Origin of the sequence: Acidimangrovimonas sediminis (assembly GCF_002871005.1) — a bacterium.
Classification (GTDB): Bacteria; Pseudomonadota; Alphaproteobacteria; order Rhodobacterales; family Rhodobacteraceae; genus Acidimangrovimonas; species Acidimangrovimonas sediminis.
This window is the reverse complement of the sequence record NZ_PHSN01000008.1, coordinates 1-25981: the sequence shown is the minus strand read 5'-3', so window position 1 is coordinate 25981 and position 25981 is coordinate 1. Positions and strand designations below refer to the sequence as shown.

The 25981-nt window shown below is 68.1% G+C and carries 29 protein-coding genes and 1 tRNA gene; 7 read left to right on the top strand and 23 right to left on the bottom strand.

Annotated elements, in window-relative coordinates; all coding sequences use genetic code 11:
* Positions 1–66 precede the first annotated feature (66 nt).
* The 11 genes from CVV76_RS09190 to CVV76_RS25175 form a co-directional block, all read right to left on the bottom strand.
* Complete coding sequence (locus tag CVV76_RS09190) at positions 67–474, bottom strand: DUF3168 domain-containing protein (protein WP_102224348.1); 408 nt, start codon at positions 472–474, stop codon at positions 67–69.
* A complete protein-coding gene (locus CVV76_RS09185; RefSeq protein WP_102224347.1) occupies positions 471–809 on the bottom strand; it encodes a head-tail adaptor protein in 339 nt (112 codons plus the stop codon). The genes CVV76_RS09190 and CVV76_RS09185 overlap by 4 nt, the downstream gene beginning before the upstream one ends.
* On the bottom strand, positions 806–1405 hold the full coding sequence (locus CVV76_RS09180) for a head-tail connector protein (protein WP_102224465.1): 600 nt from the start codon (positions 1403–1405) through the stop codon (positions 806–808). Before CVV76_RS09180 ends, CVV76_RS09185 begins: the two co-directional genes overlap by 4 nt.
* A gap of 156 nt (positions 1406–1561) precedes the next feature.
* Positions 1562–2782, bottom strand: a complete 1221-nt coding sequence (locus tag CVV76_RS09175) for a phage major capsid protein (RefSeq protein ID WP_102224346.1) — start codon at positions 2780–2782, stop codon at positions 1562–1564.
* A 30-nt stretch (positions 2783–2812) separates the two neighbouring features.
* Entirely contained in the window at positions 2813–3367 is a 555-nt protein-coding gene (locus tag CVV76_RS09170) for an HK97 family phage prohead protease (RefSeq protein ID WP_102224345.1), read from the bottom strand.
* A gap of 11 nt (positions 3368–3378) precedes the next feature.
* Positions 3379–3627, bottom strand: a complete 249-nt coding sequence (locus tag CVV76_RS09165; RefSeq protein WP_102224344.1) for a GTA head formation protein, RCAP_rcc01685 family — start codon at positions 3625–3627, stop codon at positions 3379–3381.
* Between the two features lie 4 nt (positions 3628–3631).
* Positions 3632–4804: a phage portal protein gene (locus CVV76_RS09160; RefSeq protein WP_102224343.1), complete on the bottom strand. Its 1173-nt coding sequence runs from the start codon at positions 4802–4804 to the stop codon at positions 3632–3634.
* Positions 4805–4970: 166 nt separating this feature from the next.
* Entirely contained in the window at positions 4971–6326 is a 1356-nt protein-coding gene (locus CVV76_RS09155; RefSeq protein WP_102224342.1) for a DNA-packaging protein, read from the bottom strand.
* Complete coding sequence (locus tag CVV76_RS09150) at positions 6265–6591, bottom strand: hypothetical protein (RefSeq protein ID WP_102224341.1); 327 nt, start codon at positions 6589–6591, stop codon at positions 6265–6267. Before CVV76_RS09150 ends, CVV76_RS09155 begins: the two co-directional genes overlap by 62 nt.
* 351 nt (positions 6592–6942) lie before the next feature.
* Entirely contained in the window at positions 6943–7356 is a 414-nt protein-coding gene (locus CVV76_RS09145) for an ankyrin repeat domain-containing protein (protein WP_102224340.1), read from the bottom strand.
* Between the two features lie 83 nt (positions 7357–7439).
* Positions 7440–8621 carry a PAAR domain-containing protein gene (locus tag CVV76_RS25175; RefSeq protein ID WP_199178549.1) on the bottom strand — a complete coding sequence of 394 codons (1182 nt, stop codon included), beginning with the start codon at positions 8619–8621 and terminating at the stop codon, positions 7440–7442.
* 232 nt (positions 8622–8853) lie between these two features.
* On the opposite strand from CVV76_RS25175, the gene CVV76_RS09135 reads away from it, so the two are divergent.
* Positions 8854–9396, top strand: a complete 543-nt coding sequence (locus CVV76_RS09135; RefSeq protein WP_102224339.1) for an AAA family ATPase — start codon at positions 8854–8856, stop codon at positions 9394–9396.
* Positions 9397–9466: 70 nt separating this feature from the next.
* Here the strand turns inward: CVV76_RS09135 and tig are convergent, their stop codons facing one another.
* Complete coding sequence (gene tig, locus CVV76_RS09130) at positions 9467–10804, bottom strand: trigger factor (RefSeq protein ID WP_102224338.1); 1338 nt, start codon at positions 10802–10804, stop codon at positions 9467–9469.
* Between the two features lie 22 nt (positions 10805–10826).
* Positions 10827–10911, bottom strand: a tRNA-Leu gene (locus CVV76_RS09125).
* 200 nt (positions 10912–11111) lie between these two features.
* Here CVV76_RS09125 and CVV76_RS09120 point away from each other — a divergent pair.
* Positions 11112–11600, top strand: coding sequence for a Hint domain-containing protein (locus CVV76_RS09120; protein WP_233192787.1), 489 nt, complete (start codon positions 11112–11114; stop codon positions 11598–11600).
* An 80-nt stretch (positions 11601–11680) separates the two neighbouring features.
* Here CVV76_RS09120 and CVV76_RS09115 read toward each other — a convergent pair whose 3' ends face one another.
* Positions 11681–11941 (bottom strand): hypothetical protein, encoded by a 261-nt coding sequence (locus tag CVV76_RS09115; protein WP_102224337.1) that lies wholly within the window; start codon positions 11939–11941, stop codon positions 11681–11683.
* Between the two features lie 154 nt (positions 11942–12095).
* Here CVV76_RS09115 and CVV76_RS09110 point away from each other — a divergent pair, with 154 nt between their 5' ends.
* Both CVV76_RS09110 and CVV76_RS09105 read left to right on the top strand, forming a co-directional pair.
* A complete protein-coding gene (locus tag CVV76_RS09110) occupies positions 12096–12968 on the top strand; it encodes a LysR family transcriptional regulator (protein ID WP_102224336.1) in 873 nt (290 codons plus the stop codon).
* Complete coding sequence (locus CVV76_RS09105) at positions 12965–13417, top strand: methylated-DNA--[protein]-cysteine S-methyltransferase (RefSeq protein ID WP_102224335.1); 453 nt, start codon at positions 12965–12967, stop codon at positions 13415–13417. Before CVV76_RS09110 ends, CVV76_RS09105 begins: the two co-directional genes overlap by 4 nt.
* A 76-nt stretch (positions 13418–13493) precedes the next feature.
* Here the strand turns inward: CVV76_RS09105 and CVV76_RS09100 are convergent, their stop codons facing one another.
* From CVV76_RS09100 to ileS, 4 genes are all read right to left on the bottom strand, one after another.
* Positions 13494–14186 carry a CDP-alcohol phosphatidyltransferase family protein gene (locus CVV76_RS09100; RefSeq protein WP_102224334.1) on the bottom strand — a complete coding sequence of 231 codons (693 nt, stop codon included), beginning with the start codon at positions 14184–14186 and terminating at the stop codon, positions 13494–13496.
* Positions 14187–14249: 63 nt separating this feature from the next.
* The gene (locus CVV76_RS09095) at positions 14250–15149 is read right to left on the bottom strand and encodes a tyrosine recombinase XerC (RefSeq protein ID WP_102224463.1); all 900 of its coding nucleotides are present in this window, start codon (positions 15147–15149) and stop codon (positions 14250–14252) included.
* A 34-nt stretch (positions 15150–15183) separates the two neighbouring features.
* On the bottom strand, positions 15184–15891 hold the full coding sequence (locus tag CVV76_RS09090) for a DUF484 family protein (protein WP_102224462.1): 708 nt from the start codon (positions 15889–15891) through the stop codon (positions 15184–15186).
* Positions 15892–16135: 244 nt separating this feature from the next.
* Positions 16136–19144 carry an isoleucine--tRNA ligase gene (gene ileS, locus CVV76_RS09085; RefSeq protein WP_102224333.1) on the bottom strand — a complete coding sequence of 1003 codons (3009 nt, stop codon included), beginning with the start codon at positions 19142–19144 and terminating at the stop codon, positions 16136–16138.
* A 314-nt stretch (positions 19145–19458) separates the two neighbouring features.
* Between ileS and CVV76_RS09080 the strand changes: the two genes are divergently transcribed.
* Entirely contained in the window at positions 19459–19878 is a 420-nt protein-coding gene (locus CVV76_RS09080) for a group III truncated hemoglobin (RefSeq protein WP_102224332.1), read from the top strand.
* A gap of 7 nt (positions 19879–19885) precedes the next feature.
* Here the strand turns inward: CVV76_RS09080 and CVV76_RS09075 are convergent, their stop codons facing one another.
* The 5 genes from CVV76_RS09075 to CVV76_RS09055 all read right to left on the bottom strand — a co-directional run bounded on the left by CVV76_RS09075 (position 19886) and on the right by CVV76_RS09055 (position 24944).
* Positions 19886–20449 (bottom strand): PqiC family protein, encoded by a 564-nt coding sequence (locus CVV76_RS09075; RefSeq protein WP_102224331.1) that lies wholly within the window; start codon positions 20447–20449, stop codon positions 19886–19888.
* Positions 20450–20459: 10 nt separating this feature from the next.
* The gene (locus CVV76_RS09070; protein WP_102224330.1) at positions 20460–22697 is read right to left on the bottom strand and encodes a PqiB family protein; all 2238 of its coding nucleotides are present in this window, start codon (positions 22695–22697) and stop codon (positions 20460–20462) included.
* On the bottom strand, positions 22694–23305 hold the full coding sequence (locus CVV76_RS09065; protein ID WP_233192785.1) for a paraquat-inducible protein A: 612 nt from the start codon (positions 23303–23305) through the stop codon (positions 22694–22696). Before CVV76_RS09065 ends, CVV76_RS09070 begins: the two co-directional genes overlap by 4 nt.
* Positions 23305–23961, bottom strand: a complete 657-nt coding sequence (locus tag CVV76_RS09060; RefSeq protein WP_102224328.1) for a paraquat-inducible protein A — start codon at positions 23959–23961, stop codon at positions 23305–23307. The genes CVV76_RS09065 and CVV76_RS09060 overlap by 1 nt, the downstream gene beginning before the upstream one ends.
* A gap of 728 nt (positions 23962–24689) precedes the next feature.
* The gene (locus tag CVV76_RS09055; protein ID WP_102224327.1) at positions 24690–24944 is read right to left on the bottom strand and encodes a helix-turn-helix domain-containing protein; all 255 of its coding nucleotides are present in this window, start codon (positions 24942–24944) and stop codon (positions 24690–24692) included.
* Between the two features lie 75 nt (positions 24945–25019).
* Here CVV76_RS09055 and CVV76_RS24665 point away from each other — a divergent pair, with 75 nt between their 5' ends.
* Entirely contained in the window at positions 25020–25433 is a 414-nt protein-coding gene (locus CVV76_RS24665) for a hypothetical protein (RefSeq protein WP_146010280.1), read from the top strand.
* A gap of 270 nt (positions 25434–25703) precedes the next feature.
* Positions 25704–25981 (top strand): hypothetical protein (locus CVV76_RS09050; protein WP_146010279.1); only part of this gene is annotated, 278 nt, incomplete at its 3' end.

Sequence of the window (25981 nt, the reverse complement as noted above, 5' to 3'; positions counted from 1 at the left end):
CGATATGTGAAACAGCAGACAAACAGGGCGCCAACGTCGGCGCCGAAATGTCTCAAAAGTGACAGCCTAAAGGTCGATCCGCGCGCGGAAGGTCAGGTCGATCCGCCGCGCGTCGCCGTTCTCCGTGCGCCGCGCCCGGGCCTTCAGAAAGCCGATGCCGACCAAGTGACCCGCCTCCAGCGCAAGATCGGCCCCCACCAACAGCGCGGCCACCCGCCCCGCCACCTCCTTGGCGCCCAGGAACCCCGAGGCCGTCGAATGCACGCTGACGGTGAACCGGTGCTCGGCCCCCTCGCTGGTGGCGTCCGAGGCATCGCGCACCTCCTCCTCGCCCAGCGAGACGAAGGTCTCCGGCGCGTCGCCCGGCGGCACCGCGTCATAGATCGCGCCGCCCAGAAGGGCCGCCAACGCCGCGTCGCCTGCCAGAAGATCGTAGACCGCGCCCTGCAGCGCGGCAGCATCCTGATAGCTCATGCCGGCACCTCCTCGCGCGCGAAGCAGGTCAGGAAGTTGCCCGCCGCGTCCATCTCGGCCACCGCGAGGATGGTGAAGATCCGCACCCCCTCGCGAAAGCGCTGCCCCGGCACCGGCCGCGCCGGCGCCCCCGGGGGCGCTGCCCGCACGATCACGCGGTAAGGCACCCGCGCGTAGGTCACCGCCTCGCCGAAACTCTCGCGCCCGGTGCCGGGCCGCAGCTCGGCCCACACCGTGCCCAGCGCGGTCCAGCCGCTGCGAAACCCGCCATGCCCGTCGCCCGCGCGGGCAGCGGTCTCCAGCACCAGCCGCCGGTTCAGACGCACCGCGCTCATGCCTGTCCCCCGCCCAGCACCCGCACCGTGCGCCAGCGCTCGATCAGTGCCAGTACGCCGAACGGGATCGCGCCCTTCGACGCCCCGCCCTCGTGCCGGGTCTCGTAATATTCCGCCCCCAGCAGGAACACTGCCTGCCGCAGATCGGCGGGAACGTCGGTCCAGTCCGTCCCGAACCCCGCCTTGAAGGTGATCCACGCCTCGCCCTGTGTCGGTATCGCGGGCAGCCACGTGCCCGCCCCCGCGATCCTCGGCCGCTGGCTGTCCTTCACCAGCCGGTAGCGCGACGGGTCGACCATCTCCTCCGCACCATCCTGGTCCAGCAGCACCAGCGACAGAATCTGCTGCACGGGCGCGACAGGAAGGGCCTGTGCCGCACCATCGCGCCACTGGTTCAGCCCCCAGGAGAAGCTTTTCTGGATCAGCACCTTGCCGATCCGCCCCTCGATCGCCGCCAGCGCCGAGCGCAGGTAGCTTTCCGCCAGCCCGTCCTGCAGCCCGTCGTCGCCGAACCCGGTACCCAGCCTCAGGTGCTCCTTGAATTCGGCCACCGGCAATTGCGCCGCGGTCACCGATGTCTGCTCTATCAGCGTCATCATCCGCTTGTTTCCCCGTTGGTCATCCTCCGCGGATCCGGGCGCGCGCCACCTCGTCCGACCGGCGGAGGAAGACAGCAGCTTGACGAGCGTGCCCCGCGAGGGCCCGGCACGCGCCCGGCAACCCGGCCCCGGCGGGCCGGGCGCTCGGCCCCCTTACGAGACCGCGAACTTCAGAAGCTTGATCGCGGCGAAGTCACTGACATCGCCACCGACCCGCTTGGTCGCGTAGAACAGGACATGCGGCTTGGCCGAGAACGGGTCGCGCAGCACCCGCAGGTCGGGACGCTCCGCCACGGTATACCCGGCGCGAAAATCGCCGAAGGCCAGGGCATAGCTGCCCGAGGTAATGTCAGGCATGTCCTCGGCGATCAGCACCGGATAGCCCATCAGCCGCGCAGGCTCCCCCGCTGCAAGGCCGTCCGACCACAGGAAGCGGCCATCGGCATCCTTCATCTTGCGCACCGCCCCCGCGGTCTTCGAATTCATCACGAAGGTCGCGTTGGCGCGGTAATCGGCATCCAGCGCATAAACCAGATCCACGATCGCATCGACCGAATTGGTCGCCGCGAAATCGCCGTCCGCGCCGGTCGCGACATAGCCGAGGCTGCCCCAGGACCAGCTCGTCTCGGCGACCGCCGGATGGCTCAGGAACCCGGTCGGCTTGTCCGACCCGTCGCCCGCGATGAAGGCCTGCGCCTCGGCCCGGGCGAACTTCTGCGCGATCCGGCCGGCCAGCCAGCCCTCGATGTCGAAGGCGCTGTCGTCCAGCAGCCGCTGCGACGCCTTGGGCATCGCGCTCAACTCGTTCAGCGGGATGGTGATGCGCTCGATCTGCGGCGTGTCGCTTTCGGCGACGGCACCCGTCTCCGATGCCCAGCCCGAGCCGACGTCGCTATGGTCGATCAGCACGTCGAAGCTCGTGGCCTCCACCGTCACCACGTTGGCGATCGCCCGGATCGACGCGGTCGAGGACAGCACAGAGCTGATCGTCGCCGCCGTCTCCGGATCGACCAGATAGCCGCCATCCGCCGCCACCGAGGTGTTCATCGCCTTGCCCTCGAGGACGAGGCCGCGCAGCCCGTCGTCGTCGCCCGACCGCAGGTAGGCATCCAGCGCCTTGCGGTGCGGCGCCTCGATCTCGGCGGCATGCGAAAGTTCGGGGCGCGAAAGGGCCGGGCGGCCCTGGGTCATGGTCTTGCGGTCCAGCATGGTCAGTCGCTCTTCCTGCTCTCTGAGGGTTACCTTCACGTCATCCCGAAAGTCCCTGATCTCCTCCAGGAACCCGGCCAGGGCGGTCTTCACCGTCAGGGCCTCGCCCGTGCCGCCGGACACACCCGTCCCGGCCGCCCGAGCCTTGATCTCGGTCGTCGTCATTCATCTCTCCTTGGGGTTCGTGCGGGCGGCTCAGCGCCCCGCCAGCGTCCGGCGGGCGTCCTCCAGGACCTCCGCCAAGTCAGCGAGCAACGGGTCGGGCGCTTCGCCCTTGGCCGCCACCCGCGCCTCCGCGAGCATCGGGAAGGTCACCAGCGACACCTCCCAGAGCTCCAGTTCCTGCAACAACCTGCGACCCTTGGCGTCGCGCTCCGCGCTGACCGTGCGGTAGCCGATCGACAGCCCCTCGATCGCACCCGCGTCCAGCAACGCCAGCGCCTCACGGCCCTGCGCCACCTCGGTCAGCACCCGGCCCTCGACCCACAGGCCCTTGCCGTCCTCGCGCACCACGTCCCAGACGCCGATCGGCTGCGCGGGATCGTGCTGCCACAGCATCTTCACCCGCCCGCCCCGCGCCGCCAGCGCACTCAGCGACCGGGCATAGGCCCCGGCCGCCACCACGTCGCCGCCCTGGTCGACATGGCCGAAGACCGAAGCATAGCCCCGGATCGTCGCATCCTCGCCCAGTTCCAGCGCCACCTCCGGCCGGCAATACTTCAGCTCCAGCCCGTAATCCCTTGCGTCCATGTCCGGTTTCCTCACTTCAAAAGGGAGTCGACGATCAGCCCCGCGCCCTGCGCCAGCATGAAGATCAGCGCGCCGTAGACCGCCATCCAGATCCGCCGCTCCAACCGGTCCAGCGCCACCTCGATCTGCCCGAGCCGCCGCTCCAGCCCGGTCCAGCGCTCCTCGGCCACGCGCTCGTTGGCCTCGATCCGCGCCGCCGTCGCGTCGAAACTGTCGTAGAGAAAGCGCGAGCCCCCGCCGGGAGGCTTGCGCCCCTCCATCGACTCAGGCCTCCCCGGCCAGCCGCGGCAACCCCAGGATCGCCCGCTTCTCGGCATCGGTCAGGAACTCGGCCGCCCCCACCCGGGCCCATTGCTGGTCGCGCTCGGCGGCCAGGGCCGGCACCTGATCGAGGTCGGGCCGGATCTCGACGGCCTCGCCCGAGAACCCCGCCAGCCAATGCCCCACCGCCGCCGTCACCCGCGTGACCAGCGGCACCACCGTCAGCCGATAGAAGGCCCGGTTCGCCTCCTGATAATTGGCATAGGTCGCGTCGCCCGGGATCCCCATCAGCATCGGCGGCACCCCGAAGGCGATGGCGATCTCCCGCGCCGCCCCTTCCTTGGTCTTCAGGAATTCCATGTCCGAGGGCGAGAACCCCATGGGCTTCCAGTCAAGGCCGCCTTCCAGCAGCATCGGCCGCCCGGCATTCCGCGCGCCCTGGTGATAGCTCTCCATCTCCGCCACCAGCCGGTCGTACTGGTCGGCCGACAGCCCGCCCTGCCCATCGGCGCCCCGGTACACGATCGCCCCCGAGGGCCGCGCCGCGTTGTCCAGCAAGGCCTTCGACCAGGTGCTGGCGGCATTGTGCACGTCCAGCGCCACCGCCGCCGCCTGCAACGGCGACAGGCCGTAATGGTCGTCCTGCGGATGAAAACTCTTCACATGGCAGACCGGCGCCACCGCCCCGGTCATGTCGAACCGGTGCTTGCGATTGCCCACCCGGTATTCGTAGGCCACCGGCCAGCCATCGGCCCCAGGTACCAGCCGCATCCGGTCCGAGCGCAGCACATGCAGCTCCAGCGGCAGCCGCCCCGCCCCCGGCACCGCCTCGAGATACCCGTCCCCACTGAGCAGGATCTGCGCGTAAAGCGCCTCGAACAGCTCCGCTCGCCCCTGCGCCGGGTTCGGCCGCCGGATCAGGTCGATCAACGGATGCACGTCATAGCGCCGCTCGGCATCCTGATAGACCAGCGGCAGCGCTGCCGCCGCCTCGGCGATCAGCCGCACCGCGCGAAACCCCACCGGGTTGCCCTGGAACCCCGCACGCACCAGGGACGCCCCGTCGCGCGCGCCCCCTGCCACCCGGCCCGAGCCCGCCCAGGCGATCGCCGGGACCGCCGCGCCCGCCTTGCGCTCCGGCACGACCGCTTCCTTGCGCCGCAGGAACTGAAACATCCGCCTTCTCCTCGATCACGCGCGCGCCCCCGAAACCGCTCCCGGCTCCGGCTCCGCGCACCCTGCCCACGGGCCGCGCCGCCGCCCGGCACACGCACAGCCCAACCTTCTTTCTTGCCGAAATACTCCCGCCGGAGGCATCCTCACCCGGCCGAGCGCGCCGCCCTCACAGCCCCCGCACCCGCGGCCGCCGCCAGGCCTGTGCCGGCGCGATCATCAGGTCGGTCAGCGCCCAGACCAGCGCGTCCACCCGGTCCGGCGACCCCGTGCCCTCGAAACCCCGCGCCGTCATCTGCGCCATCTGGTCCTCCAGCAGCCCCAGCCCCCGGACATGGCGCACCCGGCCCTGCTCGTAGAGCGCGGCCACCGGCTCGGCCCGCGCGGCCTTGCCGCGCGCCGCCCGCACCGCACGATAGGGCACCAGAGGATCGACCTGCCGCAGCACGCTCTCCACCAGATCCCCGCCCTGGTTCACCTCGGCTACCAGACGCTCGGCCCCGTGCCGCTCCATCGCCGCGATCGCGGCCCGGGCCCACCCGTCGGGCGATGCCGCCTCGACGCTCGCGTCCTCAAGGACGTAGGCCCGCCAATCCTGCGGCGGCCCCTCGGCCACCACGCCCGCCACCACGATCCCGCAGGCATCCGACCGCCCGTGCCCGGTGACTGGCGGATCCACCGCCACCACCACACGGCTCAGCTTCGGCACTGCATCGCCCCGCGCCGCCTCCAGCATCGCACTTGTCCAGAGCGCACCCTCGGCATCCTCCAGGAGCACACCGTCCAGCTCCTGCCGACCCTTGCGCGTCCCGCCGTACCGCGCCCGCACCTCCTCGAGGAACGAAGCCGCCAGATAGGCCCGGTTCGCCTCGGTCGGCGCATGCGTCAGCACGGTCGAAGGGTTTCGCAGGATCGCCTTCAACACCCCCACGTTGCGCGGCGTCGTCGTCACCACCTGGCGCGGCCCGGCCCCCAGCCGCAGCGCGAACTGCAGCATGTCCCAGGCCTCCTCAGCCCGCTTCCACTTCGCCAGCTCGTCGGACCAGGCCGCGTCGAACTGCGGCCCCCGCAGACGCTCCGGGTCATGTGCCGAATACAGCTCCGCCACCGCCCCGTTGGGCCAGACCAGCCGCTTGCGCGTGGCCTCCCAGGCCGGGCGCCGGTCGGGCGGCGTGCAGGCCAGGATCCCGCTGTCGCCGAACACCATCACCTCGCGCGCCTGGTCGATCGTCTCACCCACCAGTGCCACGCGCCGCGCCACGCCCGGATCGCCGGGCCGCGCCCCCTCAACCTGGGCACGCACCCACTCGGCCCCGGCCCGGGTCTTGCCCGCGCCGCGGCCGCCCATGATCACCCAGCTGCGCCAGACGCCCTCGGGCGGCAGCTGATGCGGCAGCGCCCAGAACTCGAACATCCAGGGCAGCGCCATCAGCGCGCCCTCGCTCAGGCTCTCCAGGAAGGCATCAACAGTCTCCGGCGTCGCGGAGGCAAGCCAGGCGGCGCCCGATCTCAGCGCGGGCCGCATCGAAGTCGAGCGCCCCGGGGCCGGCGCCGCCGGCCTCGTCTTTGCGGAGTCGTTCAAGGGTCGTCCTTTCGGTCAGGACCGCCTGCAGTGCCTGGCGCAGTTCACGGGCATAGCCCGGAACCTTCTTCGCCTCGTCCAGCTCGCCCCGCTGCAATTCCCGCAGCATGTGGGCCAGCACCTCGGCGGCGGTCGTGTAAAGAAGGGAGGCCTCCGAAACCAGCGGTCGCGGCGGCGCCCCCGACGGATCGGGAGTGTCCATGTCCATGTAGAGAATGTTCCTGCCCCTCGGACCCGCGTCACCCGGCCCCGGGCGTGCCTGGCACGCCCGACCGCCCGGTCCCGCGAGTGTCTTGCTGGTACGGCGGTGACCCGATGCGATGGTGCCACGGTGCGATGTGCCGCGATGCCAAGCGAAATTGCGGCACCGCAGCCACCGGCTCTCAAGAAAACCGCTCTCGAGAAAGCCGGGCAACAAAAAAGCGGCCCCGGGTCTCCCCGTGCCGCTTGCCCACCTCTTCCAGCTTGTCTGAAGCTATACCCTGGAGCGTTCGCAGAGTCAAGCGCTAAATTTCAGGTTGTGCTCGACACGCGCCGCGACAGGCCCGCCGCCGCGCCGTCACCGTGGCGGCCAGCGGCCTTCATTCATGCGTTTTCGCACCTCTGCCGGCTCGTAATACTGCCCCATAAGCCCCCGATCATTCAGGATTTTCCGAACATCCGCCAGGGCCTTGCCATAGCGCCCGTCCAGATCGACCCGGGACTTCGCGGCAAGGTAGGGCAAGGTGAAGCCCCGCTTGTCCGCCACTCCCGGGCGCGCGCCGCGCTGAAGCAGGTACAGAACCGTCGGCCAATCCTCGATCACCGCCGCGGCAAGCACCGGGGTCGCCCCCTGAAAGCCCTTGATCTCGATATCGGCGCCCGAATCCAGAAGCGACTTGAGCCGGGCGTGATCCTCGGCCTCGATCGCGTCGAAGATCACCGGCCAGTTGTTCGGCCCCTTCGCGTTGGGGTCCGACATGTCGTTCGCCATCTTCGGCCCTCCCATGGCCCCGGAACTGCGGGCACCGACCCAGACTAACAAGGCCGCCGCACCCGAGACAACCAGCGCGCGCCTCACAGGCATCCGTTCGCGACCTGCGTGTCGTAGATGCCTTTCGCGGCCTTCTCCAACGCCTCGTTGACCGAACTCATCAGGTGAAGCCGTCCGCCCCGCGCCGCCGATCCGCCCGCCGCGCCCCCGGCCGCGGCGCCCCCGAAACCGCCGGCAAAACCTCCGGCGATGCCGCCCGCCGCGGCGCCGGCATAATCGGTCCAGGCCGAATCCTTGGCCGGCGCCAACGGCCGCCGCGTGCCCACCGCATCGGGCAGCGGGGTGTTGTCCTGGCCGGCACTCAGGATGTCACCCTCGACGTAATAGGCCTCCATCGGCACGTCGCCCAGCGTCTTGCCGAACCGCTCCGTCGTCGCGGGGTTCAGGCCCGCCGCGTTGAAGGTGCTCCCCGGCGCGCCGCTCACGGCCGACGCGGCCGATGCCATGCCGCCCCCCAGCGAATGCCCGGTAAAGCGGACGCGGCCCGGGGCCATGGTCTCCGCGGTCTGCCCGATCTGCATCGCGCGGTTGTAATACGGCGTCTCCTTGCCCAGTCCCTGCTTGACGTTGGTCTCCCAATCCTCGCCACTCAGCGGCGAGGTGCCCTTGAACGCGATGGTGTAATCCTTCTCGCCAGTCACCGGATCGGTATGGACGAACACGTCCGAGCGGAAATCGCTGTCGGGGATGCGGGTCAGATCCATGTCGCCATCCTTCAGCCCCAGCGCCTCGAGATCCTCGTCGGTGGCGCGCGCGGTGTTCGGCGGCAGCGGCGCATCCGCACCGCCATAGGCCGCGCCCGCCATCATGGCGTCGTTCTGCGCCTGCGCCAGCCGTGCCGCGTCGGCCGACAGGCGGATGCAGATCGGTGGCAGCACCTGCATGCCCGGCGGCCCCATCGCCCCGGCCATCCCGATCAGCACGGTCGGCAGGCAGGGCGGCATGATCGCTCCACCCTTCGCCGTGGGGTCGCCCAGCCGCGCCGCCGGCCGTCCACCGATCAGCACGGTGGGCGAGCCGAAGATAATCGCGTCCACCGCCGCCGGCGGCGGCCCGACACAGGCGCAAAGGTCACCCATTCGCGCGGCGGGCAGCTTGCCGACAAGAACGTTCGGTTGGCAGGCGGGCAGGATCGGAAGGGTCGCCCCCATGCACATCGGGCAGGTGTGCATGTCGGTCAGACGCGCGGCAGGAAGTCCCGGCATTCAAATACCCTCACGAATGCGAGAAGTATCGGCAGGTCGTTCCCCATTGTCAACGCAGCCGCCGGGTCGGCGCCGGCCTCCGGACACGCGCCCCCGCCCTGCTTGCGCCGGGACGCGACCCCGGATACCTTTCAATAGCGCAGGGCCGCCCGACGGCCCCGCGTCTCCCCCTTTCGCATCGTCATCTCCCCCCTGACCGGCCCGGACCGGCCTTGACCGGAAGGATCGCTCCATGAGTGACCGCCTCTTCGTCGTCACCGGCGGCCCCGGCGCCGGCAAGACGACCCTGATCAATGCCCTCGCCCGCCGCGGTCTCGCCCATATGCCCGAGGCCGGGCGCGCGATCATTCGCGACCAGCGGCGGATCGGCGGCACCGCCCTGCCATGGGCCGACCGCACCGGCTATGCCGAGCAGATGCTGGGGTGGGAGATGCGCTCCCACGCCGAGGCCTCGGCTCTCCCCGGCCCGGTGATCCTCGATCGCGGCCTGCCCGACGTGATCGGCTACCTCACGCTTTGCGGCCTGCCGGTGCCTGCGCACATCTCAACCGCCGGCCGCGCGTTCCGCTACAACCCCACGGTTTTCCTCGCCCCGCACTGGCCCGCGATCTATGCCCGCGACGCCGAGCGACGGCAGGCCCCCGAAGAAGCCGCCGCCACCAGCCGGACGATGGCGGAGACCTACCGGCGCCTTGGTTACCGCCTGGTGAACCTGCCTCTCGCAGGGGCCGAGGCGCGGGCGCAATTCGTCCTCGACCGGATCGGCGCCGTCTGAACCGGCACCGGAAACGCAAAAGGGCCGCCCCTCAGGGCAGCCCTTCGCAAATCGTGGAGAGAGGGGCCGATCAGGCCTCTTCGTCAAGCGCCTCGACGGCCTTCTGAAGGTCGTCCTTCGAGACGTCCTTCTCGTCGACCTTGGCGTGGCTGACGATGTGATCGACGACCTTGTCCTCGAACAGCGGGGCGCGGATCTGCTGCTGGATCTCGGCGTTCTGCTGCACGAAGTCGAAGAACGCACGCTCCTGCCCCGGATACTGGCGCGCCTGCGTCAGGATCGCCTGGGTCATCTCGCCGTCCGACACCTCGATCTCGTGCTTGCGGCCCATCTCGGCCAGCAGGAGGCCAAGGCGCACCCTGCGGGTCGCCAGCTTGGTGTGCTCGTCGGTCACGTCCATCTCGCCATGGTCATGGCCATGGTGATCGGGGTTTTCCTCGTGCCACAGCTGGTGCGCGATCTGCTTGGCCTCGACCTCGACCAGGCTCGGCGGCAGGTCGAACGACACCAGCTTGTCGAGCTGGTCGAGAAGCGAACGCTTCATCACCGCGCGCGCCGCACCGGCATATTCCTCTTCCAGACGCTCGCCGATCTGCGATTTCAACGCGGCAAGATCCTCGGCGCCGTATTTCTTCGCCAGCTCGTCGTCGATCTCGGCGGGCTTGGGGGCCTTCACCGCCTTGACCGTGCAGTCGAAGGTGGCTTCCTTGCCGGCCAGATTCTTGGCACCGTATTCCTCGGGGAAGTTCACGGTCACGGTGACCTCGTCACCAGCCTTGGCACCGACCAGCTGCTCCTCGAAGCCGGGGATGAAGCTGCCCGAGCCCAGAACCAGCGGGTAATCCTCGGCCGCGCCGCCCTCGAAGGCTTCGCCGTCGACCTTGCCCAGGAAGTCGATCACGATCTGGTCGCCGTCCTTGGCCTTCGAGCCCGCCTTGCGGTCCTCAAAGTTCTCGGCGGATTCGGCGAGGTTCTTCAGCGCCTCGTCGACGGCCTCATCATCGGCCTTGACCACCATCTTCTCGAGCGCGAGGCCCGACAGGTCGACCTCGGGGATCTCCGGCAGCGCCTCGTAGGACATGTCGACGACCACGTCGTCACCTTCCTTCCAGGTCTCGCCGTTCTGCATCTTCACGTCGGGCTGCAGCGCCGGGCGGTCGCCGGTGGCTTCGAAATGATCGCGCATCGCGCCGTCCACGGCTTCCTGGATCGCGTCGCCGACCAGGCGCTGACCGAACTGCTTGCGCAGCATCGCCATCGGCACCTTGCCCTTGCGAAAGCCCTTCATCTCGACTTCGGGCTGCGCCTCGACCAGCTTTTCCTGCACCTTCGCGTCGAGCTCGGCAGCAGTCACCGTGATGGTGTAGCCGCGCTTCAGACCGTCCTTCAGGGTCTCGGTGACCTGCATCTTCCGTTCCTTCTTTCACCTCTGGTGCGGGTGGAGGGACTTGAACCCCCACGGATCACTCCGCCAGAACCTAAATCTGGTGCGTCTACCAGTTTCGCCACACCCGCATGAACCAAGGGCGCCCCCGCCTGTCTCCACGTCGCGCAAAGCTTGACGTCTCGGGCAGGGCCGCCCTGAAATCGCGCCCTTCTAGCAAAGGCCGCGATGGGATGCGAGAGGAAAAACAGCCGCAGAAAAAGCTCGCCCGTAACCCATTCTTGACATATTTTGGCAAAAAAATACGAGGCAGAAACAGCAGGATCAGCCCATGTCGAAAATGACGACGGGCCACACGGTGCAGGCGCGCCGTGTTGACGGCCATGAGCATGCGTGCGGGGGCATCGCCGCCGGGACCATCATTCTCACGCTCGACGGCGCCCTGCCGGTCGAGCATCTGACACCGGGCGACCGGGTCATCACCCGCTCGAGCCCGCGCGTGCTGCGCGGCGTTTCTGTGCGGTCCGAAACCGGGGTGTCCGTCGTCCGCATCGGCGCCAGCACCCTCGGCCCCGACCGCCCTGACGACGACATCCTCGTTGCCCCGGGGCAGCCCGTGCTGGTGCGCGACTGGCGGGCCAGGGCGCTCTACGGCGCCGAACGCGCCATGGTGCCGGCCCATCGCCTCGTCGACGGCGAATTCATCCGCACCGAGGAAATGGCCGATCTGCGCCTCTTCACCCTCGACCTCGGCGGCCCGGCGGTGATCTACGCCGGCAACCAGGAACTCGGGATCGAGCCGGAGACGGCCCCCGCCTGACCCGGATCCGGATCACCGGCATCGGCACGTCTGCGATGGGCGCCCCCGAAAGGGCGCCCTCTTTCATTACGACCCCGGCGTCACGACACAAGTTCCCCGAACCCGGCCTCGGTGGTGCGGTGCATCGGCGGGCGGCCCGGCCTTGGGCCCCGGGCGTCCTCCGGCTCCGGATCGGGGGCGGAAAGCAGCTTGTGCAGGTCCTCGCGCGTCAGGCCGATATCGTCGATCAGACGGTCATCGCTGCGCGCAAGCAGGAACGCCATCGACCTGCGGCGGGCATGCAGCGCGCGCAGGCGGGACGGCAGGGTGAGCAGGGCGGAAAACCTCAGGGCGCGGAACATCGTGGGCCTCTCTCGTGTCTGGAAGCTTCTATCTGGCGCCTGCGTTGACATCAGACCAACGAATAGTGATGATGTCCGGTATATGCTGGATTGATGCCACCCCTTCAGGCCCGCCCTACCCCGTCAGGCCACCCCCACCCCTTCAGGCCCGCCCATGCCCGTCCCCCTCGACAGTGACCTGATGCGCAGCTTCCTCGCCGTGGCCGAGGCCGGCAGCGTGACCGAGGCGGCCGGGCGGCTGGGGCGGACGCAATCGGCGGTCAGCATGCAGATCCGCCGGCTCGAGGATCTGCTCGGCCAGCCCCTGTTCGAACGTCAGCCGCGCGGCGTGGCGCTGACCGACCGCGGCGCGCGGCTGCTGCCCTACGCCCGGAGGGTGAGCGAGCTGTTGGACGAGGCCGCGGCGGCGCTGAGCGAGCGGCCGCTGTCGGGCCCGGTCCGCGTCGGCATACCCGAGGAATACGGCGAGCGGGTGCTGCCCGGTGTCCTTGCCGCCTTCGCCGAACGGCACCCGGCGGCCGAGGTGACCGTGCGCGTGGACTTCTCGGCCCCGCAACTGCGGGCGCTGGCGTCGGGAGAGCTCGACCTCGCCGTGACCTTCGCCGAGGGCAAGGAGGGGCCGGGCGAGGTGTTGGGCGTCGACCCCACCGTCTGGGCCACCTCGCTGGCCCACGGCCAGCACCTGCAACGGCCACTGCCGATCGCGGCCTTCTTCCGCTCGGACTGGTGCCGCGACTATGCCGAGGGGTCGCTGCGGCGCCAGCGCATCGCCTACCGCGTGGCCTGGACCTGCGACACCGCGGGCGGCATGGAACGCGCGGTGAGGGCTGGCCTTGCCGTCGCCCCGCTGTCGCGCTCCTCCATGCCCGACGGCTGCCGCGAACTGACCGCCGAGGACGGCTTTCCCCCGATCGACAGCTCGGCCATCGTGCTGCACCGCAACCCGCGCAGCACCACCCCCGCGGTCGAGGGCATGATCGAGATGCTGCGCGAGGCGTTCCAGCCCTTCGCCGGGGCACGGCCATGAAAGCGCGGTTCGACACCCCCACCGGCCCGGTCAGCGTGAGCGCGACCGACACCGCCATCACCCGCCTGCGCTGGAGCGGGGCGGAGCCCGAAGGCACCTCCGACCTGCTCGAGGAAGCGGGGCGCCAGCTGGCGGAATATTTCGCCGGGGCGCGGCGCGGGTTCGACCTGCCGCTGGCGCCGCGCGGCAACGATTTCCAGCTGCATTTCTACGCGATCCTCTGCGCCATCCCCTATGGCGAGACACGGACCTACGGCGAGATAGCGGCTGAGATGGGCGCCAGCGCACAGGCGATCGGTCAGGCCTGCGGCGCCAACCCGATCCCGATCTTCATCCCCTGTCACCGGGTGCTGGGGGCGAATGGCCTTGGCGGGTTTTCCGGCGGCACGGGGATCGAGACCAAGGTGGAACTTCTCAAGCTCGAGGGCGCGGCGGGGCTGCTGATCTGAGGGCGCGGTCGCCCAAAAGTCTTCAGAAGACTTTTGCCAAAATCGTTCTCAACGATTTTTTGCGCCTCTGCCGGGCTCAGGCGCGGGTCGGCACGATCTGCTGCGCGATCCCCACCAGCACGAGGTAGATGCTGGTCAGCGCCAGCCCCCAGTGCGAGATCACGCCCGCCTCGAAGTTCGTCGCCGCGCACCAGCCCGCGAACACCGTCCACAAAAGCGCGATCGGCAGCGACAGCTGGCGCCAGCGCTCGGTCCGCACGGGGTGGATGAACTTCAGCGGCGTGAACATCGCCGCCGCCAGTACGACGACAAGGCCGAGAGTGACCCAGAAATCGGGCCTGAGCGCAAAGATCACGATGGCGAACATGTTCCAGCAGCCCGGGAAGCCGGCAAAGGAATTGTCCTTGGTCTTCATCCGCGTGTCGGCAAAGTAGATCACGCTGGCATAGGTGATGACGATGATCGCCAGCCACCCGGTCCAGCCCGGCAGAAGCCCCGACTTGAACAGCGCATAGGCCGGGATGAAGACGTAGGTCAGGTAGTCGATGATCAGGTCCAGCAGCACGCCGTCGATCTGCGGCGCGTTGCGCTTGACGTCGTAGCGCCGCGCCAGCGGCCCGTCGACACCGTCGACGGCGAAGGCCACGACCAGCCAGGTGAACATCAGCGCCCATTTCTGCTCGACCGCCGCCAGCATGGCCAGCATCGACAGAACGGCGCCTGTGCCGGTCAGCAGGTGGACGAAAAAGGCTTTCTGTTGCGCGTTCATGGGCCTGTCATGAAGAAAAAACGTCGCACTTGCAACCATCGGGCGGCGCGAAGGCACGGCGCCTCAGGCACGCGGATGGGCCTTCTCGTAGACCTCCATCAGCCGGGCGGTGTCGACCGCCGTATAGGCCTGGGTCGTCGACAGCGAGGCGTGGCCAAGCAGCTCCTGGATCGCCCGCAGATCGCCCCCCGCCGCCAGAAGATGGGTGGCAAAGGAATGGCGCATGGCATGCGGCGTGGCGCTCGCGGGCAGGCCCAGCTGCAGCCGGGCCGTCTCCATCGCCTTGGCCACCTGCCGTCGCCCCACCGGGCCGCCGCGGGCGCCGCGAAACAGCGGCTCCCCGGCCCCAAGCTCCATCGGGCAGAGCCGCGCGTAACGCTCCACCGCGACCCGGGCCGCGGGGATCACCGGAACGATCCGCTCCTTGCCGCCCTTGCCGCGGATCCGCAGCACCTCCGGCAGCTGGACCTCGGCCCCGGTCAGCGACAGCGCCTCCGAGATCCGCAGACCGCAGCCGTAAAGCAGGGTCACGATGGCGGCGTCGCGCGCGCCCTGCCAATCCTCGCGCGCCTGCTCGCCCACTGTCCGGATCACCGCGCGGGCGGCATCCTCGGCCAGCGGACGCGGAAGCTTCTTCTGGAACGCCGGCGCCCGGGCCGAAAGCACGGCGGTCGCGTCGAACCCTTCGCGGTCCGACAGGTGCCGCACGAAGCCCTTCACCGCCGACAGCGCCCGGGCCAGCGACCGGGGCGCCACGCCCCGGCGGCGTTCATGCGCCATCCAGGCCCGCATGTCCGACGGGCCCAGCGCGCGGATCTGCGCCATGCCCCCCGCCCCGCCCGCATGATCGGCAAGGAAGGCAAGGAACCCGGTCACGTCGGCGCGGTAGGCCTCCAGCGTGTTGTCAGCGGCGCCGTCCAGCGCCTTCAGACGGGCAAGCCAGCCCTCCAGCGCGTCGCGCATCTGGGGGGCGATGGCAAGGCTCACGGCGCGCCCCTCAGGACAGCCAGCGCCGCATCGTGCGCTCGAACGTGCCGGCGAAGAAGGCCAGCAGATCGGTGCCCTGCGCGGGTTTGAAATGGTGCGGGTCCTCCGCCCCCATGACCAGCATCCCCGGCAGCCGCCCCTCGCCCAGGTCGAGCCGCATCAGCGCCTCCGACCGGACCCAGGCCGCGGCCTCGCCGTAGATCGCGTCCGAGGACGGCAGGGTCTGGCGCAGGGTCACAGGGCGCACAGGCACGTTGCGCCCCGCCGTCATGTAATCGTCGATGAACCCAGGCTCGGCCACGCACAGCACGTCGCCCAGCCGCCGCAGCGCCGGGTCGTCGGCGTTCTGCACCGATTCCAGCACCAGCCGCACGCAATCGACGCGCAGGATGTCCGCCACCTCGCCCCCAAGGCTGACGAGGAACTCCTCGAAGGTCACGGGGTCGAGCATCCTCAGGATCGCCCGATGCACCTGGTTCGTGCCCGCGAGGTTCTCGTAGGCGGCGGCGATCACCGAACGGTGGGTATCCTCGAGCCGGTCGAGACGCTGCTCCAGCCGCTCCATCGCGATACCGCGCAGGTCGACGATGTTCGACCCCATGAGCCGCTCGTTCGCGCTGATCAGCGCGCGCATCACGTCGTGGTCCTCGAGAATCGCGTCCGGATCGGCAAGGATCCTGTCGCGCATCTCTTCCTCGATCATTGCGGTTTCTGCCATGCTGTCCACTGCCTGTCCTTAGATGTGCCTGCTCGTTTTTTCCCGAGTCTAGCGAAGCCCCGCAACGAACGCCAAGGGTTTCCGCCCCCTGCCCCGATGCCGTGCCCCGGGTGTGCCCCCTTGCCCACGGCGCGAAGGCCCCTCCCACCGATCCCGCGCCACAAACGCGGCGACGAACAAAAGGGGCGGCCCGAAGACCGCCCCTTTCATTGTTCCGCAAATACGCAAAGTCCCGACCGGCGACCTAGCCCAGCACCTCGTTGCAGCGCGCACAGGTGCCCGGGTGCTTGTGGGTGCCCACGTCGGGCAGGATCCGCCAGCAGCGGTCGCATTTCGCGCCCTCGGCAGTCTCGAACACCACACCGACGCCCGGCGCCTCGGGCAGGCGGAAGGCCTCCTGCGGGGCGGGGTCCGTGGTGACGTAGATATCCGAGGTGATGCACAGATCGGCGAAATGCGCGTGCCGCAGGATGTCGGCCACCGCCTTGTCCTGCACATGAACCACCGGCGCCGCCTCGAGGCTGGCCCCGATCGTCTTGGCGCTGCGCTGCACCTCCAGCGCCGCGGTCACCGCGCGCCGCACCTGCCGGATCTGCGCCCATTTCGCGGCAAGATCCGCATCGTGCCACGCCGCCGGCGTCTCGGGGATGTCGTGCAGGTGGACCGAGTCGTCCTCGGACGGGAAGCGCGACAGCCAGACGTCCTCCATCGTGAAGACGAGGATCGGGGCAAGCCAGGTCACCAGCCGGTGGAACAGCAGGTCCAGCACCGTCCGCGCCGCGCGCCGCCGCAGGCTATCGGCCGCGTCGCAGTAAAGCGCGTCCTTGCGGATGTCGAAGTAGAAGGCCGACAGGTCCACCGTGCAGAACTGGAACAGTTTCTGGAACACGTCCTGGAAGTCGTACTTGCCATACCCCTCGCGGACCTGCTGGTCGAGTTCGGCCAGCCGGTGCAGCACCCAGCGCTCCAGCTCCGGCATCTCTTCCGGCGCGACCCGCTCCTCCTCGGAGAAGTCCTTGAGGCTGCCCAGCAGGAACCGCAGCGTGTTGCGCAGGCGGCGGTAGCTGTCGGCGGTGCCCTTCAGGATCTCGGGGCCGATGCGCTGGTCGACGGTAAAGTCGGTCTGCGCCACCCAGAGCCGCAGGATGTCGGCGCCATATTGCTTGACCACCTCCTCGGGCACGATGGTGTTGCCGAGGGACTTCGACATCTTGAAGCCCTTCTCGTCCAGCGTGAAGCCGTGGGTCAGCACGCCGCGATAGGGCGCCCGCCCCTTCGTCCCGCAGGCCTGGAGAAGCGAGGAGTGGAACCAGCCGCGGTGCTGGTCGGTGCCCTCGAGGTAGAGATCGGCGATCCCGTCCTTCGCCCCGTCCGCGCGGTCGCGCAGCACGAAAGCATGGGTCGAGCCACTGTCGAACCAGACGTCGAGCACGTCGAAGACCTGATCATAGGCCTCGGGGTCGTGCAGGCCGCCCAGCACCTCGGCCTTGAAGCCATCCATGTACCAGACGTCGGCGCCCTTCTCCTCGAAGGCCGCGACGATGCGCTTGTTGACCTCCGGGTCGCGCAGCAGGAACCCCTCGTCGGTAGGCTTGGCGCCCTTCCTGACGAAACAGGTCAGCGGCACGCCCCAGGCGCGCTGGCGCGACAGCACCCAGTCGGGGCGCGCCTCGATCATCGAATGCAGGCGGTTGCGGCCCGAGACCGGCGTGAAGGTGACCAGCTCGTCGATCGAGGTCAGCGCGCGGCTGCGGATCGTGTCGCCGTACTGGCCCATGCCGTCGTCCAGCTTGTGGTCGATGGCGGCGAACCATTGCGGCGTGTTGCGGTAGATCACCGGCGCCTTCGACCGCCAGGAATGCGGGTAGGAGTGCTTGATCTTGCCACGCGCCAGAAGGCCGCCCACCTCGACCAGCTTGTCGATGACGGCGCTGTTCGCGTCGCCCTCCTTGCCGTTCGGCTTGAGGATCATCTTGCCGCCGAAGAACGGCAGGTCCTGGCGGAAGGAGCCGTCGTCCATCACGTTGTAGGTGATGACCTGCGGCAGCATGCCCAGATCGCGGTAAAGCTCGTATTCCTCCATCCCGTGGCTCGGCGCGCAATGGACGAAGCCGGTGCCCTCGGTATCGGTCACGAACTCCGCCGCGCGGAAGTCGCGGAAGTCGTCCCATTCGCCGTTCGAGCCCTCGGCTCCGGCGAGGGGGTGCTTCAGGGAGAGCGATGCCAACTCTTCAGGGTAAACATCACGCAAACGGTGATACATGGTCTCGTCCAGCCGGGCGCGGCTCATCACATCTCCGACGAGGGCGTCGGCAAGAATGTAACGGTCGCCCTTGGTCGCCCAGCACTGTTCCGGCGTATCGACAACCTCGTAAAGGCCGTAGGCAATGTCCTCGCCATAAACCACCGCCTTGTTCGACGGCATGGTCCAAGGCGTCGTGGTCCAGATCACAACGTAGGCGCCGAGGAGGCTATCCACTTCTTCGCCATTGTTGAGGCGGATCTTTTCAGTCTTTTCGCCTTCTCCAAACGCGTTGATGAAGGTCTGAACATTCTGGTCGGCCACCTTGAACTTCACCCAGATCGTGAAGCTTTCCTTGTCGTGATACTCGACCTCGGCCTCGGCCAGCGCGGTCTTTTCCACCGGCGACCACATCACCGGTTTCGACCCCTGGTAGAGCGTGCCGTTCATCAGGAACTTGAGGAATTCCTCGGCGATCACCGCCTCGGCATGGTAATCCATCGTCAGGTACGGCTGGTCCCACTTGCCGGTGATGCCCAGGCGCTTGAACTCCTCGCGCTGGATGTCGATCCAGCCCTCGGCGAACTTGCGGCACTCCTGGCGGAAGGCGACGACGTCGACCTCGTCCTTGTTCTTGCCCTTGGCGCGGTACTGTTCCTCGATCTTCCATTCGATCGGCAGGCCGTGGCAATCCCAGCCCGGCACATAGCGCGCGTCGCGGCCCATCATCTGCTGCGAACGCACGATGATGTCCTTGATCGTCTTGTTCAGCGCATGCCCGATGTGCAGGTGGCCGTTCGCATAGGGAGGGCCATCGTGCAGGATGAAGGGCTTGCGGCTGCCCGCGCTCTCGCGGAGGCGGTCATAGATGCCGATCCGCGCCCAACGGTCGAGCCACTCCGGCTCGCGCTTGGGCAGGCCCGCGCGCATCGGGAAATCGGTCTCCGGCAGGAAGACGGTGGCGCGGTAGTCGGGGGTTTCGGTCTCGGTGGCAGGCGTGTCGGCGCACATCGGAAAATCTCCGGGAAATGTCGGAATTTGCGGCAAGCGGCGGCGCGAAGGCTCAGGCGCCTTGTCCCGGCGTCTGAAGGGTCAGAGCGCCGGGCCGGTAATTCGCTGAATGATCGCGGATGCGCGGGTCATGGGGCGGCTTATACGCAAGGGGTGCGGGCGGGTCCAGAGGGGCCGCGCCCGCCGAACGCGCAGGATGCGCCAAAACGCACCCTGCGGGCCCGGTTGCATCCGGCCGCCCGGCGGGCCACCCTCGCCCCCGGCGACAAGACCCCCCGCAAGACGGCCCCACAAGCCCCCCTGAGGAGACCCCGATGACCGCCCAGCCACCGCGCTTCTTCCTGACCCCGGAGGAGGTCGACCGGATGATGACCGCCTTCTACGCCGCGATCCGGCGGCACGCGGTGCTGGGCCCGGTCTTCGCCGCGCATGTCGGCACGACAGATGCCGACTGGCGCGCGCATGAGGAAAAGATCGGCCGCTTCTGGAAGAACGCGATCCTGCGCGAGGGCGGATATTCCGGCAGCCCGATGGCCGTGCACCGTGCCCGACCCGATATCCTGCCGGAACACTTCCCGCTCTGGCTCGACCTCTTCGACGAGACCGCGGCGCGGGTGCTGCGCCCCGAGGCGGCGCAGGCCTGGTCGGCGATCGCACACCGGATCGGGCGCGCCTTCCGCATGGGCGTGGAAGAGGCGCACCGCAGCGCGGATGCCCCGCCGAAGCTGTTCTGAGACGCCGCTAGCGCAGCGCCGCGATGCGCACCGCAAGCTGGTGCAGCGCCGCCGCCTGCGCCTTGGCCACATCCGCCGCCCCGGTGCCGGCCAGCGGCACCGAGATGTCGAAATTGCGCACCCGGCCGCGCCCGACCGCCCCCGCCGGGATCACGAAATACCGCCCCGACAGATGCAGCTGCCCGTCCGACCCGGCAAAGATCTGGCCGATCCGTACCTGAAGCCGCCGGTCCGGCCCGTCGTTCAGCGGCCAGGGCTCGGCCAGCGCGGTCGCCCCGCTGAGCTGCGAGATCTGGTCGGCAAGGATCCGCGTGATCGCATCCGACGGCGTATCGGCCCAGAGGTCGTTCTTGGCCCCCTTCAGCGTCCCGCCCGCCTGCTGTGTCGCGATCTCGGGGGCCGAGGCGTATTGCGGCAGGTTCACCTTCTGCACCTCGACCCGGCCCAGCCGGTCGGGCATCGACCGCGCCGCAGCGGGCGGGTCCATCAGGTAGAGGTTGGGGGTCGCGCCGAAGCAGCCCGCAAGCGCGGTGCAGGCGGCCAGGGACAGGACAAGGGGGCGCAGGGACATCGTTTCTCTCCTACCGTCCGAGGATCAGGGCCTGGGGATTGCGTTGCAACATCCGGGCGACCGCGCTGATCTGGCTGGCCGCGTCGCGCAGCTGGCGCAGCGTCGCCAGGGTCTCCGAGTTGAAATTCGACCGCGAACCATAGGCCGAGATCGTGTTGTCGGCCTGTGCCACGACGGCATCCAGCCGTTTCACCAGCGCGGGCAGTTGGTCGCTTGCCGCCTTGACCGATTGCGCCGCACTGTCGGCCGACGCCAGCGTATCGTTGAGCTTCTGCGTCGCCCCGCCGTTCTGCAGGTCGGTCAGCATGCCGTTGAGCGAGGCCAGCGCCTCGTTCAGCGATTGCGGCAGCTTCTTCGTCTGCTCGGCCGAGGTCAGCACGTTGACCGAAGCGATGAGCTTGTTGGCATTGTCGACCACGCTGTCCAGCGGCAGCTTGTTCACCTTGTCGCCAAGTGCGGTGTAGGTATCCACCAGCTTCGGCACGCCCTTGGCGCTGTCGGAGACCGCCTGCGCCGCCGCGCTCGCGTCGTTCATCGCGCTGACGATCGCATCCACCGTCTTGGCCTTTTCCAGCGCCGCGAAGAACTGGTCGATCGAGGTCAGCACCTTGTTGACGTTCTCGGGCGCATGCTGGATGCCCGGCGCGGCCACCACCTTGCGGATATCGCTGACCAGGCCCGCGACCTCGCCCGGGACCTTCTGGGTGTCGGACTGGCCGATCAGCTTGTTGGTGTTGTTGAGAAGGCTGATCGCGCTGTCCATCAGCTGTTCGATCGGCAGCGCGTTGATCCGCGCCAGCACCCCCTCGGCCGAGGCCGAGACGTCGGGAATGTGCGGTTCGACCGAGGGCATCACCGGGAATGGCTTGGCCCCCGTGTCGATCGTCGCGGGCTTGGCTGACGGCATGTCCAGAAGGTCGACCTCGAGCGTGCCGCCCAGGATCCCGGTGGAGGTCACCTGCGCGCGCAGCCCCTCGCGGACCTGCGAGGCGAGGAAATCCATGAGGTCCTGCTTGTCCGCGTCCCGCGCCAGCCCCATCCGCTCCGGGATCAGGGTGAAGTCGATGCGCTGCTGCACGATCCGCCCTCCGTTCGGCGCATCGGTGACGTTGATCGCGAGGTTCGACACCTCGCCCACCTTGAGACCCCGGAAATTGACGTTGTCGCCGACCTTGAGCCCGCGCACCGACTGGCCCAGCAGGATCGACAATTTCACCTTGGGCGCCCCTGTGTCCGAGAAGATGCTGTCGCGCGCCGTCGGCTCGTCGGGGAACAGCTGGTAGGTCGGCTTGTTGTCCTTGGTCACCGGCCTGCCGCCCGAGACGAAGGTGTCGAACTCGATCCCGCCCTGAATCAGCGACGACAGGCTGCGCACGCTGAGCTTGACCCCGGACGCCCCGAGCGAGACCGAGAATCCCGAGGCGTTCCAGAACACGCTCGAGGTCGTCAGCCGCTTGTTGTAGGGCGCCTTGACGAAGGCGTCGACGAGGACCCCGTCGCCCGAGGGCGCCAGGCGGATGTTCTGGATCTCGCCGACCTTGAGGCCGCGCATGAGGATCGGCGCGCCCTCGATCAGCGCACCGCCGTCGGGGGCCTCGATCGTCACCCAGGTCCCCGAATCCGGGCCGCCGGCCACCGGCGCCTTCTCTAGCCCGGTGAAATGCGACGGTGTCGGCCCGCTGGTCTTGGGATCCCACTGGCCTTCGATGTAGACACCGGAAAGCACGGTGTTGAGGCCGGTGATCCCCGACAGGCCGATCTCGGGACGCACGACCCAGAACTGCGCGTTCTTGCCGATATGGTCGGCCACCGACTTGTCGACGCGAACGCTGACCTCGACCTTCTTGAGATCGGGGGTGAAGCCCACCTTCTCGACCTTGCCGACCGGCACGTCGCGGTATTTCAGCACGCTCTGCCCGGCCTGGATGCCGTCGCCGCTGGCGAAGGTGATGTGGATGAGCGCGCCGCGGTCGTTATAGGCGCGCCAGGCCACCGTCAGCGACACGATCAGCGCGATCACCGGCACCAGCCAGACGACGGACAGGTTGCGCCGCACGATGCCGCGCGGCGCGCTCACGTCCATCTCGGCGGGGCGGCCGCCAGTGCCCGTGCCCGTGCCAGCCCCCGCGTCGCCAGCCGCCTCGTGGCCCGGTGCCTGACCCGTCTGGTTACCGGCGTTGCGACCAGTCTGGTTACCGGTCTCGTCGCTGGCTTGGGGCCGGTCTTCGGGGGTCTTGTCGTCGGTCATGCTGCCTCAGCCTCGTCTCTTTCCCAGATCAGCCGCGGGTCAAAGGCCTGCGCGGCGAGCATCGTGAACACAACCGACAATGCGAAGAAGATCGCCGCCGGGCCGGGGTGAACCTGCGCCAAGCTTCCCAACTGCACCAGCGACGACAGGATCGCCACCACGAATACGTCGATCATCGACCACCGCCCGATGAAATCGACCACGGCCAGCATCCGGTGCCGCCGGTGCCGCCGCCACGGCCGTACCCGCCCCAGGGTCAGCGCGAGCTGGGCGATCGCCAGGAACTTGGTGATCGGCACCACCACCGAGGCCGCAAAGACGATCGCCGCGACGCCGTAATCGTGGGCATGGACCAACTCGATCACGCCGCCGACGATCGTGTTCCTGACATCGCCGGTCAGCAGCGACGCGGTGTCGAGCATCGGGTAGAGGTTCGCCGGCACGTAGAAGATCACCCCCGCGATGAGCCAGGCCCAGACCCGCTGCAGGCTGGCGCCGCGGTCGTCGTCCAGATGCCCGCCGCAGCGGCCGCAATGGCGCTGCTGCCGCGGCCAGACCCGGCCGCAGCTTCGGCACCCGACCAGACCGGCCCGGCGCGCAGTCAGCATCACCGCGTGGTCTCGAGCGCGTCCCATATCGTCCAGTCGTTGGAAAGGTTGTCCATCACGCCCACCGCCAGCACCAGCGCGGCGAAGGCCCAGAAGGCGGGGCCGAAGCTGACCGAGGCAAGCCCCCCGATCTTCACCAGCGAGACGATGGTGCCGATCATGAAGACCTCGGCCATCGCCCAGGGCCGCAGGTGGCGTGCCAGCCGAAAGGCGATCTGCGCATGGCGGTAGGGCGTGCGCCCGGCCAGAAGCGGCCCGAAGGCGAAGATCAGCGCGCCCACCCGGAACACCGGCAGCAACACGATCAGCAGCATCACCGCGACGGCCAGCGGCGCGAGGTAGCCCTCGGAATAGGCCAGCGCGGTCGAGAAGATGGAGCTTTCGTGGGTCTCGCCGGCGGCCGAGATCGACAGGAAGGGAAAGAACAGCGCCCCCACCATCAGGATCCCGGCGGTCAGCGCCAGCGCGACGATCTTCACCGCGGCCTCGGGCCGGGGGCGGTAGAGCGGGTGGTGGCAGCGGCTGCACCGCGCCTGCTGCCCCGCCCCCAGCACCTGCCGCGACATCAGAAGATCGCATTCCGGACAGGCGATCAGCCCGTCCAACGCGGGAGCGATACGCCCGGTCGTCCCGGCGGCCGTCAGTCCGGCATCCATCGTGCCAGCGGCCGCAATTCCGGCGGCCGAGGTGCCGGACGCTGGCCCGCTCCATGGAACACCCTCGCGGGCGTCGGCTGTGGGATCTCGGTCGGTCAAAGGCAGAAGCTTCCCCGGTGGCCTGCACCATTGCACATTGAACACGCAGGGAAAGCCGACTTCAATGCCTGGCGCCCGGCGCCGGTGGCTGCCGCTGCGGAAGCCGCAGCAAGGGAACGCCCCCCACCGGACTTCTCGACAAGCCCGCCGGCCAGCCCCTCAGCGCCCGATGCAACCTCAGTGCAATTTCCGCGCAAGTCCCCGCGGCGTCCGGGCCCAGGGCCCGTCCGCCACCACGACAAACGCGCGTCATGCCCCCGGGTTCCCGACTGCGACCGCCGGTCGCAGGCCGCGGACGACCCGGAAAGCTGCCGCCTCACTGCATGCCGAGTGCTTGCTTTATGTATAGAAAAACATGTTCATATCCTGAGACCTCCCTTGGTCGACTAGCAACTTAGCAAGCACTTCCTGAAAACTTGATCCTGAACACCACGCGACTGCCCTGGCACAAACCGCGAAGGCGAGAACCGCTGCGATGTTTGAGGTCTTCGCGCTTCTCGCCTTCGCTTACGCACAAGCATCGTCAGCCAGCCAACATCGCTGCTTTTCGCGTGCAACCAGCGGCGCCAATCAAACTAGAACAGTTCGCTCAAAACAGCCTGTCACTCTAAATCGAGCGCCTGCCTCACTCACTTCAGAGTGACAGGCATCAAACTCTTATACCTCAATAAAAAATCTTCCGGCTCAACCCCAAGCGCAACCAGAACAACCCAGATTTCGACCACGTCAAGGCGCCGCTCGCTCTGTTCGTATTTCCCAACGAACGAAGGGGGCTTTCTGAGCTTTTTCGCAAGCTCGGCTTGGGACAGGCCAGCTTTTTGACGCTCACCCACGAGTCCCTCGACAATTGCCGCATAGGCATCGCTTCGGACTGCCCCCGCCATCAGCCATACCCATTTTGTAATAGACAGGCCTCCGTACCCCTGTTACGGGGTCAACCCCAAATTGGGAGTAAGAAGATGAACCAGATCACTAGAACATGGGCGCCGCATGCTCTGAAGAGAGGAGATAGATTGATTGCGCGACTAACAGTCTTTGACTTTCTGAGGGAGGACGAAGCGCGAGCCGCGCTTGCGAAAAAGCTAGTTTATCTTGTCGGCTGGCGGATCACCGACGGCACTCAAATCAAAACCATATATGGTCTTGAACTCACCCAGAGCGGCAAGCGCATCCTGCGCAGGCTGACACGTGGTGGATGCAAGAAAAGTCTCTATTACGTAGTTAGAGGTGTGTTCGAAGAAGTGCCTCACCCGCCTGATGCTAGCGGCATGTTTTCAGCAAGCTGGATTAGAAGGAACTTCTCTGACGCGAACGATGATGATGCATCACTCCAAATCCCGCAGGTAGCGTCCGGCAGCGTTTTTGCCGAATAGCGTAGTTAGGTTGCTGAGAACACTTGGTGTCCGTTGTTCCACGAAGAAGTCGCGGGACAAGTTCGCGCCTAAGCACGACACCATCTGGCAAACGTCTCGAAGGGCCATTTTTCGCAGCCTGCTTGCAAGCCGATGGAAGGCGCCCGCCACCCCTTGACCCTTTACGCGCTCAAGAGGGCGGGCAATGCACCGACGACCCGGGTCCTTCTCTCCGACCGAGGCGTGCGGACTGTGGCGGCGCATGCCGCCTGTCTTGGAAAGGATCACTCCATGCCGCGCATACCGTTCATCGACGCCCGCTTTGACCTGTCGGAGGAGAGCAGACGAGACATCGAATCTCGGCTGACCCAGCACTTCGTCGCGCTTCGGAAGAAGTCACAGGCCGCAGAAGCTGCTCCCGAGCTCTCTGATGATGACGACGAGATCGCTGCCGCCGTGCGCTACCGCGCTCACGCCCAGCGGTGCTATCCCTCCGACGCGGAGGCGGCCCGCATCCGTGCCAGAAGCAAGAAGCTCGCCCTGCGACGGGACGCAGCAACGGGTCTGCA